Source organism: Streptococcus rupicaprae, assembly GCF_040545225.1.
In the GTDB taxonomy this organism is placed as follows: Bacteria; Bacillota; Bacilli; order Lactobacillales; family Streptococcaceae; genus Streptococcus; species Streptococcus rupicaprae.
On record NZ_JBEPLO010000010.1, the window covers coordinates 32,823 to 52,727 of the forward strand.

General features: G+C 45.5%; 19 protein-coding genes. 17 read left to right on the top strand and 2 right to left on the bottom strand.

The features are described 5' to 3' along the window. Positions 1 to 32 precede the first annotated feature (32 nt). The 8 genes from ABID29_RS05510 (at position 33) to ABID29_RS05545 (ending at position 9,453) form a co-directional block, all read left to right on the top strand. Positions 33 to 875 (top strand): DegV family protein, encoded by an 843-nt coding sequence (locus tag ABID29_RS05510; protein WP_354364973.1) that lies wholly within the window; start codon positions 33 to 35, stop codon positions 873 to 875. 108 nt (positions 876 to 983) lie between these two features. Continuing rightward, the gene (polA, locus tag ABID29_RS05515; protein WP_354365047.1) at positions 984 to 3,623 is read left to right on the top strand and encodes a DNA polymerase I; all 2,640 of its coding nucleotides are present in this window, start codon (positions 984 to 986) and stop codon (positions 3,621 to 3,623) included. 8 nt (positions 3,624 to 3,631) lie between these two features. Further along, positions 3,632 to 4,261 carry a hypothetical protein gene (locus ABID29_RS05520; RefSeq protein ID WP_354364974.1) on the top strand — a complete coding sequence of 210 codons (630 nt, stop codon included), beginning with the start codon at positions 3,632 to 3,634 and terminating at the stop codon, positions 4,259 to 4,261. A gap of 64 nt (positions 4,262 to 4,325) precedes the next feature. Then, positions 4,326 to 4,745, top strand: coding sequence for an ASCH domain-containing protein (locus tag ABID29_RS05525; protein ID WP_354364976.1), 420 nt, complete (start codon positions 4,326 to 4,328; stop codon positions 4,743 to 4,745). A gap of 16 nt (positions 4,746 to 4,761) precedes the next feature. Continuing rightward, positions 4,762 to 5,517 (top strand): hypothetical protein, encoded by a 756-nt coding sequence (locus tag ABID29_RS05530; protein WP_354364977.1) that lies wholly within the window; start codon positions 4,762 to 4,764, stop codon positions 5,515 to 5,517. An 11-nt stretch (positions 5,518 to 5,528) separates the two neighbouring features. Beyond that, complete coding sequence (locus ABID29_RS05535) at positions 5,529 to 5,966, top strand: CoA-binding protein (protein ID WP_354364979.1); 438 nt, start codon at positions 5,529 to 5,531, stop codon at positions 5,964 to 5,966. 153 nt (positions 5,967 to 6,119) lie between these two features. Beyond that, positions 6,120 to 7,934, top strand: coding sequence for a glutamine--fructose-6-phosphate transaminase (isomerizing) (glmS, locus tag ABID29_RS05540; protein WP_354364980.1), 1,815 nt, complete (start codon positions 6,120 to 6,122; stop codon positions 7,932 to 7,934). A 469-nt stretch (positions 7,935 to 8,403) separates the two neighbouring features. Continuing rightward, positions 8,404 to 9,453: a Fic family protein gene (locus tag ABID29_RS05545; RefSeq protein ID WP_354364982.1), complete on the top strand. Its 1,050-nt coding sequence runs from the start codon at positions 8,404 to 8,406 to the stop codon at positions 9,451 to 9,453. A 312-nt stretch (positions 9,454 to 9,765) separates the two neighbouring features. Here the strand turns inward: ABID29_RS05545 and guaA are convergent, their stop codons facing one another. After that, positions 9,766 to 11,319 (bottom strand): glutamine-hydrolyzing GMP synthase, encoded by a 1,554-nt coding sequence (gene guaA / locus ABID29_RS05550; protein ID WP_354364984.1) that lies wholly within the window; start codon positions 11,317 to 11,319, stop codon positions 9,766 to 9,768. A 454-nt stretch (positions 11,320 to 11,773) separates the two neighbouring features. On the opposite strand from guaA, the gene ABID29_RS05555 reads away from it, so the two are divergent. The 9 genes from ABID29_RS05555 (at position 11,774) to ABID29_RS05595 (ending at position 19,011) form a co-directional block, all read left to right on the top strand. Continuing rightward, on the top strand, positions 11,774 to 13,024 hold the full coding sequence (locus ABID29_RS05555; protein WP_354364986.1) for a glycosyltransferase: 1,251 nt from the start codon (positions 11,774 to 11,776) through the stop codon (positions 13,022 to 13,024). Then, positions 13,021 to 14,202, top strand: a complete 1,182-nt coding sequence (locus ABID29_RS05560; RefSeq protein ID WP_354364987.1) for a nucleotide sugar dehydrogenase — start codon at positions 13,021 to 13,023, stop codon at positions 14,200 to 14,202. The genes ABID29_RS05555 and ABID29_RS05560 overlap by 4 nt, the downstream gene beginning before the upstream one ends. 458 nt (positions 14,203 to 14,660) lie before the next feature. Further along, positions 14,661 to 15,359 carry a GntR family transcriptional regulator gene (locus ABID29_RS05565; protein ID WP_354364989.1) on the top strand — a complete coding sequence of 233 codons (699 nt, stop codon included), beginning with the start codon at positions 14,661 to 14,663 and terminating at the stop codon, positions 15,357 to 15,359. Positions 15,360 to 15,376: 17 nt separating this feature from the next. After that, complete coding sequence (locus ABID29_RS05570; protein ID WP_354364991.1) at positions 15,377 to 16,033, top strand: uracil-DNA glycosylase; 657 nt, start codon at positions 15,377 to 15,379, stop codon at positions 16,031 to 16,033. Between the two features lie 3 nt (positions 16,034 to 16,036). Beyond that, positions 16,037 to 16,510, top strand: a complete 474-nt coding sequence (locus ABID29_RS05575) for an NUDIX hydrolase (RefSeq protein ID WP_354364993.1) — start codon at positions 16,037 to 16,039, stop codon at positions 16,508 to 16,510. A gap of 17 nt (positions 16,511 to 16,527) precedes the next feature. Further along, on the top strand, positions 16,528 to 17,088 hold the full coding sequence (locus tag ABID29_RS05580) for a 2'-5' RNA ligase family protein (RefSeq protein WP_354364994.1): 561 nt from the start codon (positions 16,528 to 16,530) through the stop codon (positions 17,086 to 17,088). A 15-nt stretch (positions 17,089 to 17,103) separates the two neighbouring features. Further along, the gene (gene rarD, locus ABID29_RS05585; RefSeq protein ID WP_354364996.1) at positions 17,104 to 18,021 is read left to right on the top strand and encodes an EamA family transporter RarD; all 918 of its coding nucleotides are present in this window, start codon (positions 17,104 to 17,106) and stop codon (positions 18,019 to 18,021) included. Further along, the gene (locus ABID29_RS05590; RefSeq protein ID WP_354364997.1) at positions 18,018 to 18,368 is read left to right on the top strand and encodes a MazG nucleotide pyrophosphohydrolase domain-containing protein; all 351 of its coding nucleotides are present in this window, start codon (positions 18,018 to 18,020) and stop codon (positions 18,366 to 18,368) included. The genes rarD and ABID29_RS05590 overlap by 4 nt, the downstream gene beginning before the upstream one ends. After that, entirely contained in the window at positions 18,355 to 19,011 is a 657-nt protein-coding gene (locus ABID29_RS05595; protein WP_354364999.1) for a glucosaminidase domain-containing protein, read from the top strand. The genes ABID29_RS05590 and ABID29_RS05595 overlap by 14 nt, the downstream gene beginning before the upstream one ends. 182 nt (positions 19,012 to 19,193) lie before the next feature. Here ABID29_RS05595 and plsY read toward each other — a convergent pair whose 3' ends face one another. Continuing rightward, positions 19,194 to 19,829, bottom strand: coding sequence for a glycerol-3-phosphate 1-O-acyltransferase PlsY (gene plsY / locus ABID29_RS05600; RefSeq protein WP_354365000.1), 636 nt, complete (start codon positions 19,827 to 19,829; stop codon positions 19,194 to 19,196). Positions 19,830 to 19,905: the final 76 nt, after the last annotated feature.

Consider the following 19,905-nt stretch of genomic DNA (forward strand, 5'->3'; position numbering starts at 1 on the left):
TAAAATCATCTAAAATAGAAAAAGGTAAACCTATGTCTTGGAAAATTATTGCAGACTCATCTAGCGAGTTGAAAACCTTAGAAAATCTAGCACCAGATGCTAGCTATCAGCGCGTTCCCTTGACGATTCAGGTGGACGATCGGATTTTTGTAGATGATGAGAATCTAGATATCGATGAAATGATGGAGGTTATGTATGCCTCTTCTAAGCCAGCATCCTCAGCCTGTCCAAGTACAGAAGCTTACTTGCAATCCTATCAAGGAGCGGATAAGATTTTTGTGGTTACTGTTACAGGGACCCTTTCAGGGAGCTTTAACGCTGCTCGTGTCGCTGCAGAAATGTACAAGGAAGATCATCCAGAAGCACAGGTTCACCTGATTGACTCCAAGTCCGCAGGTGGTGAAGTGGATCTCTTGGTTTTGGAATTGAACCGCTTGATCGCTCAAGGCTTGTCATTTGAAGAAGTGGTAGCGGCTATCACAGCCTATCAAGAGCGGACCAAGTTGCTCTTTGTCTTGGCTAAGGTGGATAATTTAGTCAAAAACGGTCGTTTGAGCAAGGTGATCGGAGCAGTTATCGGACTTCTTAATATTCGCTTGGTCGGTCAAGCCAGTGACGAAGGCACTCTGGAGATGCTTCAAAAGGCTAGAGGCCATAAAAAGTCTGTGACAGCAGCCTTCGAAGAAATGACCAAGGCTGGTTATAAGGGTGGGAAAGTGGTCATCAGCCACCGTAATAATGATAAATTTGTCGAGCAGTTTTCTGACTTGATCCATACCCAATTTTCAGCAGCAGAAATCGTGGTTCTCCCAACATCTGGTCTTTGTTCCTTCTATGCAGAAGAAGGCGGCCTCTTAATCGGCTACGAAATTTAATGACAGCAGACTGACAGTTCTCATTGAGCGATTGTCAGTTTTTTCTTGCTAACATCTCATGATAGCCCAGATGGCGAGAAAGATAAGGAGATGTGCTATAATAGAACTATGGAAAATACGACACAAAAACTTTTATTGATTGATGGCTCATCAGTAGCCTTTCGGGCATTTTTTGCCCTTTATAACCAGATTGACCGCTTTAAGAATGCCAATGGTCTCCACACCAATGCTATCTACGGTTTCCACCTCATGCTGGATAACCTCTTAGCACGGGTTCAGCCAACCCATGTCTTGGTGGCCTTTGACGCTGGTAAGACCACTTTCCGGACGGCCATGTATGCCGACTACAAGGCTGGTCGAGCCAAGACCCCAGACGAGTTCCGTGAGCAGTTTCCCTACATACGGGAGCTTCTGCGTGCCCGAGGTATTGCCTACTACGAGCTGACTGACTACGAGGCAGACGATATTATCGGGACCTTGGATAAAATGGCAGAGCGGACAAGTGAGCCTTTCCAGGTGACCATTGTGTCGGGGGATAAGGACTTGATCCAGCTGACCGACGAGAATACAGTCGTTGAAATCTCCAAAAAGGGGGTGGCCGAGTTTGAGGCCTTTACACCAGCCTACCTCATGGAGAAGATGGGAATTACCCCGACTCAATTCATCGACCTCAAAGCCCTGATGGGAGATGCTTCTGACAATATCCCTGGTGTGACCAAAATCGGTGAGAAGACAGGTCTTAAGTTGCTCCATGAATATGGTAGCCTGGAAGGCATCTATGCCAACATCGACCAGATGAAGGCTTCCAAGATGAAGGAAAATCTGATTAACGACCGTGAACAGGCCTTCCTGTCTCAAACACTGGCGACCATCAACACTGGCTCTCCGATTGAGATTGGCTTGGATGACATCAAACTGGGTCAGCCTGATTTGGAACACCTGAGCCGTTTCTACGATGAGATGGACTTCCGCCAGTTCAAGGCAGCCTTGGGTGGGGCTGGCCGTGAGGTGGTTGAGGTCAGCTACATCGAGGTGACCGAGCTGACCGACGACCATTTCAGCGAGGACATGTTTGTCCATCTTGAAATCTTGGACGACAACTACCACACGGCAGATATGGTGGGCCTGGCCTGGGGAAATGACCATCAGATTTATGTCTCTACCGACACTCAACTTCTGACTCATGAGCGATTTGTCAGCTTCTTTGGTCAGGCGGTCAAGACCTATGATGCCAAGCGGGTCAAGGTCCTTCTAGCTAGACTGGGTGTAGATATGGCAAGAGCCAGCTTTGACAGCCGCCTGGCCAGCTACCTACTCTCGACCGTTGAGAACAATGACATATCCACCATTGCTAAACTGTACAGCGACTTCCCTCTGGCGGATGATACGGAAATTTATGGCAAGGGGGTCAAGCGTGGCTTGCCTGAACGTGATGTCCTGCTCAGCCATTTGGCCAAAAAAATCCACGTCCTCGTGGCGACAGAAAGCGTCCTGCGGGACAAGCTGGCTCAGCAGGGGCAGACGGCCCTCTTTGAGGACATGGAGCTGCCGCTGGCGGACGTGCTAGCCAAGATGGAAATTGCCGGCATCCGCGTGGAGCGTGAGGTTTTGGAGGCCATGCAGGCGGACAACCAGCAAGTCATCGACCAGTTGACCCAGGAGATCTACGACTTGGCGGGTCAGGAGTTCAACATCAACTCGCCCAAGCAGTTGGGGACCTTGCTCTTTGAGACCCTGGGCCTGCCGACCTGGGCGACCAAGAAGACCAAGACGGGCTACTCGACGGCCGTTGACGTGCTGGAGAAGCTGGCCCCAGAAGCCCCAATCGTGGCCAAGATTTTGGACTACCGTCAAATCACCAAGCTCCAGTCAACCTATGTCATCGGCTTGCAGGACTATATCCTTGCAGACGGGAAAATACATACCCGTTATGTGCAGGACTTGACCCAGACAGGTCGCTTGTCCTCGACCGACCCCAACCTGCAAAATATCCCTGTCCGTCTGGAGCAGGGCAGGCTGATTCGCAAGGCCTTCCTGCCTAGCCTGCCAGACAGCGTTCTTCTGGCTTCGGATTATTCGCAGATTGAACTGCGGGTGCTAGCCCATATTTCTAAGGATGAGCACCTGATTGAGGCCTTTAAGCGTGGCGAGGACATCCACACGGCGACCGCTATGCGGGTCTTTGGCATCGACAAGCCAGAAGAGGTGACGGCCAACGACCGCCGCAATGCCAAGGCGGTTAACTTTGGAGTGGTCTATGGCATTTCCGACTTCGGTCTGGCCAACAACCTGGGCATCACCCGTGCGGCCGCCAAGGACTACATCGACACCTACTTTGAGCGCTTCCCTGGTATCAAGGCCTACATGGACACCATGATTGCCCAGGCCAAGGAGCAGGGCTATGTGGAAACCCTCTTTAACCGCCGCCGTGAGCTGCCAGATATTCATTCTCGCAACTTCAATGTGCGCAGTTTCGCCGAACGGACGGCCATCAACTCGCCCATTCAAGGATCGGCCGCTGACATTCTCAAGGTGGCCATGATTAACCTGGATAAGGCTCTGACGGAGGGTGGCTACCAGGCTCGCATGCTCCTGCAGGTCCATGACGAAATCGTCCTTGAAGTGCCAAAGGCAGAGCTGGATGCTGTTAGCCAGCTGGTCGCAGACACCATGCAGTCAGCCATCGAACTCTCTGTGCCGCTGGTCGCCGATAGCAGTAGTGGAGATAACTGGTATGAGGCCAAGTAGGGGTATATATGGAAGATCGTAAAGCAACCTTACTTTTCAACCTTTGCAATGGCCTCAATGCTATCCTTTGTTTTTTCAGTATCATTCCACTTGGTGAATGGCACCCACTTCTTCCTTTTGTGTCGCCCTATCTTTATTTTGCTATTCGCTTAGGTTTATATTGGCTGTGGTATCGGTTGGGTTATCATCCCTTGCCGCGAATGAACTATATCAGAGGAACAAAGGGCGGTATATACTTGCCAGCCTTTACCAAGAGTACAGAAGAATACAAACAAAATCGTCAGCAACAATCACGAAAATACCAAATTATTTATAATCTCTATAAAGTTGGTTACAGGACCATCTATTTCACCTTTTTAATGGTTGCTATTTCTGTGATGATTCACAAACTCTTCACGGCGGACAATCGCTACCTAGGTTCTCCACTAGAAAATATGTTGATGAACCTCTCAGGTGGACATAAAAGCATCGAGAAAATCCTATTTGTTACTTTGTTTGTCAGTGCTTGGCTGGTATTTGTAGGAGTGTATAAACTCGGAAGAACGCTTTGGCTAAAACACTTCTATAAACGTTATCCTGTGACCATTCTTGTGATGGAGCGTGGAGAGCCTATACTAGCTGTAAAAGAAAAGGGATAGAGTAGTGCCAATTGGTATGAGGCTATGTAGGCTATTCAAGGAAAATAAATAAGGAGAAAATCCTATGGCTAAATATGGCGATTTGCAGAAAAAATACCCAGATTTGGAAGTCTGGGGGCACCCTGCTGAATACGCAGACTTATATGACTTGACAGTTCGAGGCATCAAGACAGCGACCAGTTCTTGGTATGCAGAGCATTCTTCTGACGATGAGCTGGACCAGTTTGGTGACCGGTCCATTATGGTGGACAATCCTGATCATCCTACTCAGGAAGTCTTGTTGGAAACAGTCAAAGTGGTGATTGAGCCCTTCAATGCCATTTCAGAGGAAACTGCCTGGTGCAATGGCGAAGGAGATAGAAGCATTGCTGACTGGCAGAGAATTTTCGGTGATTTTTGGCAACGACATCTGCCCACTGTTGGATTGAAATTTGTAGAAGACGGTCTGGTGGTGACCGAGTTCTTCCGTGTCGTTGAAGAGTAACTAAAGGAAAAATCTTATGAAAAAATATTTCTATCTAAGTTTATGTGGTATCCTGTTACTAACTGCTTGTGCTAAGCAGTCGGAGAAAGAATCATCCAGTATGCAAGAAGAAAAGGCGGCTAAAAGCGCTTCAGAGTCTCAGTCTACCCCGTCGGAAGAAACTAAATCGAATGCCTTGACTAAGGCTGCTTTTGAACAATTGATTTCTGTTCCCTTAGTAAAAGTTGATTCAACGAAAGTTACTGATTATCAGTTGGCCTCTGCCAATAATGGTGTTATAAAAACCAGCATTGATGGTAAAGAACAAATTGCTTATCGTCTTTATCAGGTACCTGATCATTGGGAACTTTTTCCCGGTAAAGCTGTTGAAGATCGTCAGATTGCTTATTTATTAACCCTTGAACAGGTGCAAGTGGCTGTGCCACTTTCGGTAGAAAATGCTTATACCTCATCTCCTTTGGATGGGGGTGAAGTAGCTAGCCTAGAGGAAGTAGATGCTTGGATTGAAGAAAATAATCCTGTCGTACATAAATCAGTTATAGACATCGATGGTCAGGAATGGCAGGTAGTTTATAGTCATGATGAAGGGGATAGCAATGCGTCTGGCCTACTCTTTTACCGTTTGGAAAACACTGGTAATTTTGATGACTCCCTGCTGATGGCTTCCTTAATTTTTCCTGCTAACATAGAAGAACTTGGCGGTTTGGATCAACTCAAAGAGCCGATTGGTGAGTTAAAGCATGTCTTAGCTCAATTAGCTAAAAAACCATAAAGGAGACCCCTATGACCTATCAGTTTCAGAATCCTTCACAGGAAAAAATTTTTGACTACTTACGACAAGCAAAGACCATCGCAGTAGTTGGCTTGTCCCCCAGAACAGAGACGGTTGCCTATCAGGTGAGTCAAGTGATGCAAGAGGCGGGTTACCGGATTATCCCTGTCAATCCTATGGCTGCAGGCCAGGAAATCTTAGGCGAAGTAGTCTATGCAGACCTGACGGAAGTCCCTGTTCCTATCGATATTGTCAATGTCTTCCGCCGGAGTGAATTTCTCCCTGAAGTAGCAGAAGCCTTTGTCCAAACGGATGCCAAGGTCTTCTGGGCCCAGCTGGGACTGGAAAGTCAGGATGCAGAAGCTATTCTGCGCCAAGCTGGACGAGAGGATATTGTCATGAATCGTTGCATCAAGGTTGAGTACTATGCGCTTAAGCGCTCTATCTAGTTGGCGGAGTGGGTCAATGCCTGCTCCTTTTAATTTCATGAGATTGAACTATACCAATTTTGTGGTTGACAAAGCTCAAAAACTTATATATACTTAATTTTAGTGATTTTGTCTTTATAATGACCTATACCAATTTTAGAAAGAAGTAAGCAAATGTGTGGAATTGTTGGTGTTGTTGGAAACCGTAATGCAACAGATATTTTAATGCAAGGTTTGGAAAAGTTGGAGTACCGCGGTTATGATTCCGCTGGTATCTACGTGACATCTAGTGAGCAGGATTCTCGAGTGATTAAGTCTGTAGGACGGATTGCTAGTCTGCGTGATAAGCTTGGAATTGATATTCATGGGACAGCGGGTATTGGCCATACCCGCTGGGCGACTCATGGTAAACCAAGTGAAGTCAATGCCCACCCGCATCAGTCAGAAAATAAGCAGTTCACCTTGGTTCATAATGGTGTGATTGAAAACTATCAAGCAATCAAGGAGACCTATTTGGCTGGAGATACTTTCCTAGGACAAACAGATACCGAAATTGCTGTTCACTTGGTTGGAAAATTTGCCGAAGAAGGCTTAGACACCCTGTCAGCCTTTAAAAAAGCCCTGTCTATCATCGAAGGATCTTATGCTTTTGCTTTGATGGATAAAGTAGATCCTGAGACGATTTACGTCGCCAAAAACAAATCGCCACTCCTGATTGGTCTTGGAGATGGTTATAACATGGTTTGTTCAGATGCCATGGCCATGATTCGTGAAACCAATCAATTCATGGAGATTCACGACAAGGAATTGGTTGTCGTGACCAAGGATAGCGTGACGGTGACAGATTTTGACGGTAATCCGATTGAGCGCGATAGTTATACGGCAGAGCTTGATCTGTCTGATATTGGAAAAGGGACCTATCCTTACTACATGCTCAAGGAAATCGATGAGCAGCCGACAGTGATGCGCAAGCTGATCCAGAAGTACACCGATGAAAAGGGGAATTTGCTGATCGATGAGGCTATTGTAAAGGCTGTTCAAGAAGCTGACCGCCTTTACATCATTGCCGCTGGAACGTCCTACCATGCTGGCTTTGCGGCCAAGTCCTTCTTGGAGGAATTGACCCAGACGCCTGTAGAATTGGGAATCGCTTCAGAATGGGGTTACCATACGCCAATCTTGAGCCAAAAGCCCCTCTTTATCTTCATCAGCCAATCTGGCGAGACTGCTGACAGTCGCCAAGTTTTGGTAAAAGCGAATCAGTTGGGGATTCCAAGTCTGACCGTTACTAACGTACCAGGTTCAACCCTGTCCCGTGAGGCTGATCATACCCTACTCTTGCATGCTGGACCAGAGATTGCGGTAGCTTCAACCAAGGCTTACACCGCTCAGATTGCCGCCTTGGCGCTTTTAGCGACGGCAGTCGGACGTGCCAATGGTCAAAAAGAAGCGCTTGAGTTCGATGTGGTTCGAGAGTTGTCTTTGGTGGCCCAATCGATCGAAGCGACCTTGTCTGAGAAAGAGTTAGTCGCAAGCAAGGTAGAAAACTTGCTGGCAACCAGTCGCAATGCCTTTTATATTGGCCGTGGCAATGACTACTATGTTGCCATGGAAGCCAGCTTGAAACTGAAAGAGATTTCCTATATCCAGTGTGAAGGCTTTGCTGCCGGTGAATTGAAGCACGGTACCATTTCCCTGATCGAGGATGGCACACCAGTGATTGCCCTCTTGTCAAATAATCCTGCTGTCGCAGCCCATACCCGTGGGAATATCTCTGAAGTGGTGTCTCGTGGCGCCAGCGTCATGACCATCGCAGAAGAAGGTGTGGCTAGAGAAGACGATGACCTACTCGTGACCGCAGTGCATCCTTACCTATCAACCATTGCCATGGTCATTCCAACTCAGTTGGTTGCCTACTATGCTTCGCTCCAACGTGGCCTCGATGTAGACAAACCGCGTAACCTGGCTAAATCCGTGACTGTAGAATAACAGTGATGTGACCTTCTGAAATAGTTGAAAAAGCAATCAAGTGTCTTCCAGCTCAGATTGCTTTTTTGGTCTATAAATAACTTCTCGCAATTTTTGTAGAATTCTATAAAAAAATATGAGAGGCTGAAATTATTTGTCAAGAGGCTAAAAACATAGTAAATGAATTTCCTGCTTTGAAACAGCTATGCTTAGGTTGGCATCTTAACTGAAGTCTCCTACTCTTTGAAAATCAAAACCTAGCCATTGTCAACTCGCTTCGATGAACGCCAGCTCTATCATCAGCTTCGTTTCCTAGGTTAGATTGCTTTTCTTTGAGTATTAGCTCCTTCGTCCCTCCTCCTTTTGGACGTGAAATGATTATATTTTTCAGAACTGGATAAGTTTTTGGACTAGTATCTAATCCTATTCTCCTAACCAGCTTGTTTTTCTCCTAAAAATAGGATAAAATTAGGAGAAAAAAGAAAACAATATGAGAAAATTTGATTATAAACAGCTAGAAGAATTGAAGTGGGATGCTGAAGTGATATCCTTGCTGACGCAGATTCACGAATACAAGGGGCGTCAAGAGCTCTATCTTAAACGTCAACCCCAGACTCTGGATCGCTTGGTTGAATTGGCCAAAATCCAAAGTATCGAGGATTCCAACAAGATAGAAGGCATTGTCATAACGACCAGCCGACTCAAAGAATTGATGGCGGATAAGACGACGCCACGTAACCGTGATGAAGAAGAAATTCTTGGCTACCGTGATGTTCTAGAAACCATTCATGAGAGTTTTGACCATATTCCGGTAAGCCCCGCCTTTATCTTGCAACTTCATCGAGATTTGTACAAATACTCTAGCAAGCAGATTGGAGGGCGATTCAAGAATACCCAGAATGCCATTGTAGAGCGTCGAGCCGATGGTAGTCGTGTGGAAAAATTCAAACCCTTACCTCCTTATGAGACAGAGCCAGCTATTGTAGCTATTTGCCAAGGATTGGATCAAGCCCTAGATGATGGTCAGGTGGATAGTCTGTTGCTTATTCCAATCTTCATTCATGATTTCTTGTGTATCCACCCCTTTAATGATGGAAATGGGCGCATGAGCCGTCTCTTGACGACCTTGCTCCTTTATCGTCAGGGTTACCTAGTCGGGAAGTATATCAGTCTGGAAAGTAAGATTGAAAAGAATAAATTGGCCTATTATGGGGCCTTGGATAAAGCAGGAAATGATTGGCATGACAATACACATGAGGTATCTTATTTTGTCAAGTATCTCTTAGGGATTATCCTGTCTGCCTATCGTGATTTTGAGGAACGGTTAGATGTCGTCGCTGACAAACAACCAACACTTGAACGCGTTAGACGAGCGGTGGATAGCAAGCTTGGAAAATTTACTAAGAAAGATCTCTTGGAGCTGGTTCCAGATGTCAGTCGTGCCACGATAGAAAATGCCTTGAGGAACTTGGTACAAGAAGGCTATGTCCAACAGCATGGCAAGGGACGCTCTACTTTCTATACACGACTGTTCCGATAAAAGAGGTCATGTTTACCTAATGGCTTTAAGTTTCTCCTAAAAAACAGCATTTTTAGGAGAAAATATCCTGCCAAATTAAAGGGTGGTAGTGAATGGGTACAGTTTACAGATTAAAACCGCTGAAACACTGGGTTTGAGCGGTTTTTGATTAAATATCTCTATTCTAGCGGTTCACTGTTTCCAATCACTTCGTAGTAGCCTTCCTCGTTCTTGGACAGCTATGCCCCAGGGCACCTTCTCGACTGCCGTCTTACTTTGTCGCAGGGGTTCAACATCAGCTCTCTTGTGCCAAGCACGGTGAATCGCTGTGTATCACTCCCACTCCACGGTCGCTGGTGGTTTGCTGGTGATGTCGTAGACGATGCGGTTGACGTGATCGACTTCGTTGACGATACGGACGGAGATTTTTTGCAGGACCTCCCACGGGATTTGGGCGAAGTCAGCGGTCATGCCGTCAATGGAGGTGATGGCACGGATGGCAATGGTGTAGTCGTAGGTCCGACCATCTCCCATAACGCCGACCGAGCGAACGCCTGTATTGACTGTAAAGTATTGCCAGATGTCGCGGTCAAGACCAGCCTTGGCGATTTCCTCACGGAGGATGGCATCTGATTCACGCACCGTTGCCAGTTTTTCTTCGGTGATTTCCCCCATGACACGGATGGCTAGGCCTGGTCCTGGGAAGGGCTGGCGCCAGACAATCTCATCTGGCATGCCCAGAGCCGTACCAAGAGCGCGTACCTCGTCCTTGAAGAGGGTGTTGAGCGGCTCAATCAACTCAAACTGCATGTCCTCTGGCAGGCCGCCCACGTTGTGGTGGCTCTTGATGGTCTGGGCAGTCTCTGTTCCAGACTCGATGATGTCGGTGTAGAGGGTCCCTTGTGCCAGGAATTTAACGTCTTTGAGTTTGCTGGCCTCGTCGTCGAAGACATAGACAAATTCATTACCGATGATCTTGCGTTTTTGTTCTGGGTCGGAAATGCCTGCCAGTTTGTCGAGGAAGCGTTTAGCTGCGTCAGCCTTGATAATGTTGAGACCAAACTTCCCACCCAGCATTTCCATGACCTGGTCTGCCTCGCCTTTTCTGAGCAATCCATGGTCCACAAAAATACAGGTCAACTGGTCGCCAATGGCCCGCTGGAGCAGGACGCCAACCACGGACGAATCCACACCACCAGATAGACCAAGAAGAACCTTCTTGTCGCCGACAGTCATGCGGATTTTTTCAATCGCCATGTCGATATAGTTGTCCATAGACCAGTCTTGGCGAGCTCCACAGATGTTAACTGCAAAGTTTTTAAGAAGGTCATTGCCGTAAACGGAATGGCGAACCTCTGGGTGGAACTGAATGCCATAAATCTGACGATCTGCATCTTCGATAGCCGCATAAGGGCAATCAGCAGACACTGCTGTGCGCACAAAGCCTTCTGGAATTTCAGTCACCGCATCGCCGTGGCTCATCAGAACCAGCTGCTCCTCAGGTGTCTCTCCAAAGAGGGCAGAAGTCTTATCGTGGGTCAATGGGGCTTGGCCATACTCACGATTACCAGCCTGACCGGCAGGAACAACCTTACCTCCGAGGGTCTGGGTAATCAGCTGCATGCCGTAGCAGATACCTAAAATCGGAATGCCCAACTCGAAAATCTCTGGGTCAATAGAGAAACTATCCTTCTCGTAAACGGAGTTAGGCCCACCAGATAGGATGATGCCAATCGGGTTGATTTCACGAACTTTATCAGCTGAAATCTTGTGGCTGAGAAGTTCAGAGAAGACACCGAACTCCCGGATGCGGCGAGTAATCAACTGGTTGTATTGACTACCGTAGTCAAGGACGATGATTTTTTGCAGGTCTTGTGTTGCAGACATGGAAATCCTTTCTAAATAAAGAAACTATTTTCTTCATTTTAGCATATTTTAGAAAAAATAGCTAAGTAGATAGGAAAAACTGCTAAGGAAAGTTCGGTATTCTAGACCCTTATCATAAATCTGATAAACAGTCGTTTGATGTTTTAGTAATGGGTGAAAGTTAGCTTTCAGTGTTTGATTGAGAAAATCTTGTTTTTGGAGGTATTAGTCATAGATGTAAAATCCACAGTTAGCGACAAGGATAAAAACAAAACGATAATTGTTTTTAGAAGAGATTGATGACGGCAAGTTGGATAAGAAGGTGGCCGAATTCCTCAGTGACTCTAATTAGGAGATTTTTTAACGATTTGATAAAATTGACTTCTTCAATCTTATTATAAATCAAAATAGTTGACAAAACCTGGTAGGGAGAGGATAATTAGCACAGAAATTTAACAGGGATAGGTGGTTATAGATGGTTAAAAAATTTCTAACACTTTTATTGTTTTTGGGCTTGTTTTTAGGTTTGGCTTGGTTAGAAGCAGATAGAGCTTTAGGTCTATATGGTATTATTTTGATGGTGTATCTCCTAACCAAAATGGGCTTGTCTTTTATTTACAAGCCTTTTAAAGGCGCTCCAAAACAGTACAAGGTAGCAACTGTCATTCCATCTTATAACGAGGATGGGGATGGTTTGATAGAGACCTTGGAAAGTATTCTGGCTCAAACCTATTCGATTGATAAAATTTACATTGTCGATGACGGTAGTCCTGACTTATCTGGGTATGAGAAGGTTTCGGCTTATGTGGCTAATCACCCCGATACCTGTCAAAATGTCATTGTCCATCGCTTAGATAAAAATGCCGGCAAACGCCATGCCCAAGCCTGGGCTTTTAGACAGTCTGATGCAGATGTCTTTTTTACCATTGATTCCGATTCATATATCTATCCCAATGCATTAGAGGAATTGCTAAAAACCTTCAATGATCCTCAGATTTATGCAGCAACAGGCCATATCAATGCACGTAATAGAGATTATAACTTTTTGACCCAACTGATTGATATTCGCTATGACAATGCTTTTCGAGTTGAGCGAGCCGCCCAATCAGTGACAGGAAATATCTTGACTTGTTCGGGGCCTCTAAGTATTTACCGAAGAGAAGTGATTATTCCAAATTTGGAAAAATACCTCAACCAAAGTTTCCTTGGTGTCAAGGTAAATATTGGGGATGACCGCTGTTTGACCAACTATGCCAACCGTCTGGGAAGAACAGTCTATCAATCCACTGCCCGTTGCGATACAGACGCTCCTCATAACTTGAAAACCTTCATCAAACAGCAAATTCGTTGGAATAAGTCCTTCTTTAGAGAAACTCTGGAAGCTATTAAACTAGGTACCATTCGGCCCATGGTTGTTGTTTGGTCTTGCATTGAGTTAACCCTCTTTATTTTGCTAAGCTACGCTTTCTTTAATCTCATTTTCAATAATTTCAAAGTGTTTAACCCAGTCTATTTGGGGCTGGTTCTACTAGGGGTGGTTTTATCAGCACTCGCACGCAATATTCACTATGCTTTGAAGCACCCATTCTTGTTTTTATTAGCGCCATTTTATGGGCTCTTACATATCTTTTTACTGCAACCAATTCGCATTTATGCCTTATTAACCATCCGCGATGTGCGCTGGGGGACAAGACAAAAAACGATTCATAAGGAGGATGCGGCATGAAGCGCATTTTAATTATGGGAGCAGGTTATGTCGGTTTAGCACATGCCCTGCTCTTTGTTAGAAATCAGGGATTTGAAGTCACTATTGCTGATATCGATAGCCAACGCATTCAAAAGATACGTCAAGGCCTTTCTCCCTTATCAGAACAGGATATTACCACAGCCTTAGCCGTCAAACCTGCTAACTTAAAAGCTGAAATGGCTCATGCTATTGACTTTAAGCAGTATGACAGTATTTTTCTTTGTCTGCCAACCAATTACGATGAGACTGAAAATCATTTTGATACCAGTATTCTTGATAGGGTATTGCAAGACATTATCAACACTCTTGAGATTTCTGTTCCGATTGTTATCAAATCTACCTTACCAATTGGCTATACACAATCAGCTATTGAACGGTTTCACTATCCTAATCTCATCTTTTCACCCGAATTTCTCAGGGAAGGGCAGGCGCTTAAAGACAACTTGTATCCTTCTCGTATCGTATTTGGCAGTGTCAGTGAACAGCTAAAAGTAGTAGAAGACCTCTATCTAAGCGTCGTGGAAAACAAACATGTTCCTGTTTTGACCATGTCTCCAACTGAAGCTGAAAGTGTTAAACTCTTTTCCAATACCTATCTGGCTATGCGGATTGCCTTTTTCAATGAACTGGATACTTTCAGTGAGATGCACGGTCTGGACAGCAGCCGTATCATCAAGGCTGTTGGCTTGGATGAGCGGATTGGTCGTTTCTACAACAATCCGTCCTTTGGTTATGGAGGCTATTGCCTGCCCAAAGACAGCAAGCAACTTCGTTCCAATTTTGAAGGCATTCCTGGTGATTTGATTGGTGCGATTGTTACCAGTAACGACAGTCGAAAACGGTTTATTGCAGAAAGAATACTGGAACAAGGCGTCCAGACTATCGGGATCTACCGTTTATCCATGAAGCAATCTTCCGACAACAGCCGTGAATCTGCCGTCTTTGATATTATGGATCAGCTGCTTGTTGCTGGAAAAGAGGTGCTCGTTTTTGAGCCTCAACTATCCTTAGACGATAGTCACAAGGATATCGAAGTTGTCAATGACTTACAAGCTTTCAAGGACCAATCTGACTTGATTTTAGCCAATCGTTGGCATGCTGATTTGGCTGATGTCCGCAATAAGGTCTATACTCGTGATATCTTTGAAATGGACTAAAAGAGTAGCTGAGATGTTTTGTCTCAGTTCTTTTTTTATGGTATACTGAAACCATTGTCAGGCGAGATAGGACTTAAATCCAATCGTTATACTGAATAAAAATCAAAATGAGATAATTTAAGCTGATATCTGATCGGTGCTAGAATAACCATGCGCAAGCTATCTTTTTGCATGTCGCACTGAGCCAAAAAAGAACCGGTGATACACAAGGTACGTAACAGCCACATAAGTCCGTCACTCATTCTATCTTATTTTGATTTTGAAAGAGTGTTAAATCGAATAAAGAGCGAAAGGATCCTGGGTTTAGATGTTGCAACATTTCCAAGTGTCCTGATTTAGGCTATTCGATATCTCTTTGAATGAAAGAACGACTCAACTATTTGATTACGCTCATGAACCAAGAGATTCTAACCGTTTCTTAGAAATATTTACATCTATTTTTTCAGAAAGGATCAGACATGATACCAGCATATTTACATATTCATCACCAGATAAAGGACGAGATTGATCAGGGAATCTGGAAGATTGGTCAGCGTTTGCCCAGCGAGCGTGATCTGGCGGACACCTTTAAGGTGAGTCGGATGACACTTCGCCAAGCTATCACCTTGCTAGTAGAAGAGGGGATTTTGGAGCGTCGAGTTGGTTCGGGGACCTATGTTGCCAGCAATCGGATTCAGGAAAAGATGCGGGGGACGACAAGTTTCACAGAGATCATTAAGTCCCAAGGGAAAACGCCGTCTAGCCAACTCTTGTCTTATACGGAGGATAAACCCAGTAAGAAGGAGCAAGCCCATCTTAACCTGAGGCATACTGATAACGTGGTTCGAATGGAGCGGATCCGCTTTGCAGATCAGGTGCCAGTTGTCTATGAAGTGGCAGTGGTTCCGAAGAAATTGATTGCGGCTTTTGATCAGGAGTCTGTGACCCAGCATTTTTTTCAGACCTTGATTGAGCACGGCTTTAAGATTGGAAAAAGCCAGCAGACCATCTATGCCCGTCTGGCTGAAGAGAAGGTTGCCAGGTATTTAGAATTGACAGAAGGCCAGGCGATTTTGGGCTTGACCCAGGTATCTTATTTAGAAGATGGCAGCCCTTTTGAGTACGTTAAGAGCCAGTATGCAGGCGAGCGATTTGAATTTTATTTGGAAAACAATTAGACAGAAAGGAGTCGAACATGGTAGAGCATTCCATATGGCATGAACGGATCAAAGAACGGTTGCCAGAACATTATTTTGCCAGGATCAATACCTTCCTAAAGCAGGTCTATGAGACCGGAACCATTTACCCACCCAAGGACAAGGTCTTTGCAGCCTTGCAGCACACTTCCTTGGAAGATGTCAAGGTAGTCATTTTGGGACAGGACCCTTACCATGGTCCAAACCAAGCACAGGGGTTTTCGTTTTCAGTTCCGGACACTTTGCCAGCGCCGCCATCCCTGCAAAACATCTTAAAGGAATTAGCGGAGGATGTTGGCGCCAAAGAAAAGCACGACTTGACGCCTTGGGCAGATCAGGGAGTCCTCTTGCTCAATGCCTGCCTGACCGTTCCGGCCGGTCAAGCCAATGGGCATGCTGGCTTGATTTGGGAGCCTTTTACCGACGCGACCATTCAGGTGGTGAACGATCTGGACCAGCCAGTCGTCTTTATTCTATGGGGTTCCTATGCTAGGAAAAAGAAGGCTCTCATTACCAATCCTAAGCACCTGGTGCTGGAGTCGGCTCACCCTAGTCCCTTGTCGGCTTACCGTGGCTTTTTTGGCAGTCGTCCTTTTTCAAGGGCTAATGCTTTTTTGGTGGAAAATGGCAGAGCAACGATTGATTGGTTGAGGTGAAAAATGGTCAAGTTAGCAACGATTTGTTATGTGGATAATGGAGAGGCTCTGCTCTTGCTCCATCGCAATAAAAAGGAAAATGATGTCCACGCTGGGAAATGGATCGGCGTAGGGGGAAAGTTTGAGGCAGGTGAAAGTCCAGAAGAATGTGCTAAGCGAGAAATTTTTGAAGAGACGGGACTGACAGCAACTAAGTTGGCATTGAAGGGAGTGATTACCTTTCCTGAATTCACTCCGGAAAATGATTGGTATACCTATGTTTTTAGGGTTACTGAGTTTGAGGGGGAGTTGACAGTTGATTGTCCAGAAGGTGATTTAGAATGGGTCCCTTACGACCAGGTTTTGCTAAAACCGACCTGGGAAGGAGATTTGACATTCTTATCTTGGCTGTTAGAGGATAAGCCCTTCTTTTCAGCTAAGTTTTCCTATCAAAACAACCTTCTCAAAGGTCAGAGTGTTATTTTTTATGAGCATTAGGCCAAAAGGAGCCCGAAATGACGTATGCGATTATTGCTGGCTTTGATGGAATGACAGATCAAAAGGTTAGGCGGGTTTGGGAGGAGTTGGCCCAAGCTGGCATATCGGACTATGCGGCCCAAATCCCAGATCGCCAACCCCATCTGACGCTAGCAACTTATGGCGATATTGCTGAAATAGACCGGTTTTATGATGCCCTTCGGCAATTTGCTCAAGCTTCTGAAAGAGTTCCTATCCAGATTAGCAGTATAGGGTCCTTTTTACAGTCTGGAACGCTTTACTGGGCGCCTCAGTTGACCAAATCCTTGTCTGACTTTCACCATCAGCTACACATGGCTTTGGCAACTTATGAGTCTAGCGATCACCAATCCTTGTACGGTCCAGCTACTTGGTTACCCCATGTGACCTTGGCCAACTATCTTAATAAGGAAGAGCTTGGTCAAGCCTTTTCCTATTGCCAGGAGAGTCAAGCTCCGTTTAAGGGAGAGATAAGGTCTCTGACCCTGCTAGCTTTTTCAAAAGGGCAAGCTCCTCAGCCTTTGTTAGAAATCTCTTTAGGAAAAGACGTTGCACGCTAAAAGAAAGGACTTGTATTGAATCAGACACGAAAGGGACTTTTATTGGTCCTCGTTTGTTACCTACTTTGGGGCGTTTTATCCCTCTACTGGAAACTACTGGGCGGCATTGCCTCTCTGACAGTTTTTTCCTACCGTATCGTGTTTACGGTAGTTACCATTTTGATTTATATGGCTCTAGCCGGCAAGCAAAAGGCTTATATTGAGGAATGGCAAGGTTTGCGACAAGATAAAAAGTCTTTGCTTCTGATGTTTCTTGCCAGTGGCGCCATTGCCCTCAACTGGATTGTCTATATTCAGGCGGTGACCCACGGCCAGGCTGCCCAAGCGAGCCTGGGCTACTATATCATGCCACTAGTATCCATTTGCCTGTCAGTAGTGGTTTTGAAAGAAAGGATTAGCCAGTACGGCAAAGTCGCTTTCCTGCTGGCAGGGGCTGGTGTGGTGCTCTTGCTTTTCCAATCAGGTCAATTGCCCCTAGTCGCTCTGGCTTTGGCTATTTCATTTGGTTTTTATGGCTTGTTGAAGAAAGGATTAGGGGTTTCCAGTGATTTTGCCATGCTGTTTGAGGCTTCCTGTGTCTTGGTCTTTAGTTTGCCCTATTTACTGATTAAGGGCGAGGACTTTTGGTCTTATACCCCTTTGGAAATGATCTTACTCGCCTTATCAGGAGTCGTAACGGCGATTCCTTTACTTCTCTTTGCAGAAGGGGTCAAGCGTGCACCGCTGAATCTAGTTGGCTTTATCCAGTACATTAATCCGACCATCCAGCTCTTATTAGCCATTGGGGTATACGGTGAAGTCGTCAGCGTTAAAGAATGGCCTGCCTTTCTGCTGATTTTGTTGGCCATTGGGATTTTTGTCCTGGGTCAAATGAAGGACTTAAAGGCGGTTAAATCAACAGCAAAAGTGACAAAAGTAGGGAGAAAACAATGATATTAACGATTCAAGAATTACAAGACTATCTAGCAAGCCACTATAGCCAGCGAGGGCAGGAGCAGGGGCTTTTTATGAAATTGGTCGAAGAAATAGGTGAAGTTGCTGAAATTCTCAACCAACGTGCCGGCCGAAAGGCGCAAGATAAAGCGGATTTGGATAAAGAGCTTGCGACTGAGCTAGCAGACATGATTCATTATATTGTGGCCATTGCAGCCATTAACGATTTGGATCTGACAAAAACGATTCTCGAAAAGGACAAAGAGGCAGCTATTAAATATGGTCATGAGATTGATCTGGAGACTTTTTTAGAGACCAGAGAAGGGGAAAACCATGCCAGTCGGTAAGTCAAACAAAAGAGCTAAGGTCAGGCCTAAGTCCCCGAGGAAGAAGTATCGGCTGAAGCCTGCTATCAGGAAAAAAGTCAAAGCCTATTTGATGTTAGCTAGTCTGGTTGTCTTTTGGCTGTTTGCCTTTCAGCAATGGCGGCTGAGAACAGAGCAGCTAGCTTTTGAGAGGGCTGACCGTTCTGCCTTTATTGAAATAGTTGGCGCTACTGCCAAAGAATTGGCAAACAAGCATGACCTTTATGCTTCTGTCATGGTGGCCCAGGCGATTTTAGAGAGCGATTGGGGGCAAAGTCAGCTGACCAAAGAAGCCAACAACCTCTTTGGCATCAAAGGAGACTACTGGGGCAAGTCTTATGAGATTGAAACAGCAGAGGACGATGGGACAGGGAAACGCTATACGATTATGGCCAAGTTCAGGCGGTACCCAACCTACCATGCTTCTCTCAAGGACAATGCAAGGCTTCTTAGGAAAGGTCTGATAGGGGCTCCTGATTTTTACGCTGGGGCCTGGCGGAGTAGGACACAATCCTACCGAGATGCCACTGCCTATCTTCAAGGCCGCTATGCCACGGATACCAGTTATGCCAGTAAGCTCAATGAGCTGATTGAACAGTATGACTTGACACGGTTTGATGAGTAAGATTTGAAATAGCCCTCTGGCTTAGTGGTCTAGTCATCCGGATAACCTCAGGGGCTTTATCACTTATCTCTTCTTGTTGCTGAAGTTTTGATCAGATTTCACATCTTGATATTACTTGTTTTCATATGGCAAACCCAGGCAAGTTGCTCCAGACCATACAAAAAATAAACGGTGGTTGCCGTTTATTTTTGTTTCTGGTTGGTAATATTTAGCCCCCAAGGAACTAGGTTTTCATTTTTAGCTCGAATGCGGGCCATGTTATCGCGATGTCTAATAATGACAATACTTGCTGCGCTGATAACGATTAAAACGAGGACCCAATCTCCCTTGGGCAAAAGCAACCCAAGCTGGGGAAAGAGCAGGACAGTCACAATAGCAACCCCAGCTGCCACCACGCTAGACATGGAAATCATAGAGGTTAGGTAGAGGGTTATCACAAAGATAAGCATCAAAAAGAGGCAGTAGAGGGGAATGAAGCCCATCAGCATGCCAGCACTGGTCGCGACAGCCTTGCCACCCCTGAATTGGGCAAAAATCGGAAAAGTATGGCCGATGACCGCCAAGAGCCCAAAAATGAGAGGGGAAATACCAGAAATGCCAAAGAGGCTAGGCAGGAGAGTAGCGATGGTTCCTTTCAGAAAATCAAGCAGAAAAACAACGATACCAGCTTTTTTCCCAAGCACTCGGAAGGTGTTGGTCGTGCCGGTATTTCCTGAACCGTAGTCGCGCAAGTTTTTTTGAAAAAAAATCTGGCCAATCCAGAGTCCAGATGGAATGGAGCCCAAAAGATAGGCTAAAATAAGAGCTAGAATTATCATAAGCTCATTATAGCATAGGTGGTCGCCTAATCACTAGCGAAAACTTTTGCAAATTTTTTTAAAAACCTGTAATATA

What these genes read in the sequence shown, in the direction of transcription:
- polA (WP_354365047.1), top strand. Translation starts at nt 984, where the DNA reads ATGGAAAATACGACACAAAAACTTTTATTGATTGATGGCTCATCAGTA.
- ABID29_RS05595 (WP_354364999.1), top strand. Translation starts at nt 18,355, where the DNA reads ATGCCAGTCGGTAAGTCAAACAAAAGAGCTAAGGTCAGGCCTAAGTCC.
- ABID29_RS05520 (WP_354364974.1), top strand. Translation starts at nt 3,632, where the DNA reads ATGGAAGATCGTAAAGCAACCTTACTTTTCAACCTTTGCAATGGCCTC.
- ABID29_RS05560 (WP_354364987.1), top strand. Translation starts at nt 13,021, where the DNA reads ATGAAGCGCATTTTAATTATGGGAGCAGGTTATGTCGGTTTAGCACAT.
- plsY (WP_354365000.1), bottom strand. Translation starts at nt 19,829, where the DNA reads ATGATAATTCTAGCTCTTATTTTAGCCTATCTTTTGGGCTCCATTCCA.
- ABID29_RS05525 (WP_354364976.1), top strand. Translation starts at nt 4,326, where the DNA reads ATGGCTAAATATGGCGATTTGCAGAAAAAATACCCAGATTTGGAAGTC.
- ABID29_RS05575 (WP_354364993.1), top strand. Translation starts at nt 16,037, where the DNA reads ATGGTCAAGTTAGCAACGATTTGTTATGTGGATAATGGAGAGGCTCTG.
- ABID29_RS05565 (WP_354364989.1), top strand. Translation starts at nt 14,661, where the DNA reads ATGATACCAGCATATTTACATATTCATCACCAGATAAAGGACGAGATT.
- ABID29_RS05580 (WP_354364994.1), top strand. Translation starts at nt 16,528, where the DNA reads ATGACGTATGCGATTATTGCTGGCTTTGATGGAATGACAGATCAAAAG.
- guaA (WP_354364984.1), bottom strand. Translation starts at nt 11,319, where the DNA reads ATGTCTGCAACACAAGACCTGCAAAAAATCATCGTCCTTGACTACGGT.
- ABID29_RS05590 (WP_354364997.1), top strand. Translation starts at nt 18,018, where the DNA reads ATGATATTAACGATTCAAGAATTACAAGACTATCTAGCAAGCCACTAT.
- ABID29_RS05545 (WP_354364982.1), top strand. Translation starts at nt 8,404, where the DNA reads ATGAGAAAATTTGATTATAAACAGCTAGAAGAATTGAAGTGGGATGCT.
- glmS (WP_354364980.1), top strand. Translation starts at nt 6,120, where the DNA reads ATGTGTGGAATTGTTGGTGTTGTTGGAAACCGTAATGCAACAGATATT.
- ABID29_RS05510 (WP_354364973.1), top strand. Translation starts at nt 33, where the DNA reads ATGTCTTGGAAAATTATTGCAGACTCATCTAGCGAGTTGAAAACCTTA.
- ABID29_RS05570 (WP_354364991.1), top strand. Translation starts at nt 15,377, where the DNA reads ATGGTAGAGCATTCCATATGGCATGAACGGATCAAAGAACGGTTGCCA.
- ABID29_RS05555 (WP_354364986.1), top strand. Translation starts at nt 11,774, where the DNA reads ATGGTTAAAAAATTTCTAACACTTTTATTGTTTTTGGGCTTGTTTTTA.
- ABID29_RS05530 (WP_354364977.1), top strand. Translation starts at nt 4,762, where the DNA reads ATGAAAAAATATTTCTATCTAAGTTTATGTGGTATCCTGTTACTAACT.
- ABID29_RS05535 (WP_354364979.1), top strand. Translation starts at nt 5,529, where the DNA reads ATGACCTATCAGTTTCAGAATCCTTCACAGGAAAAAATTTTTGACTAC.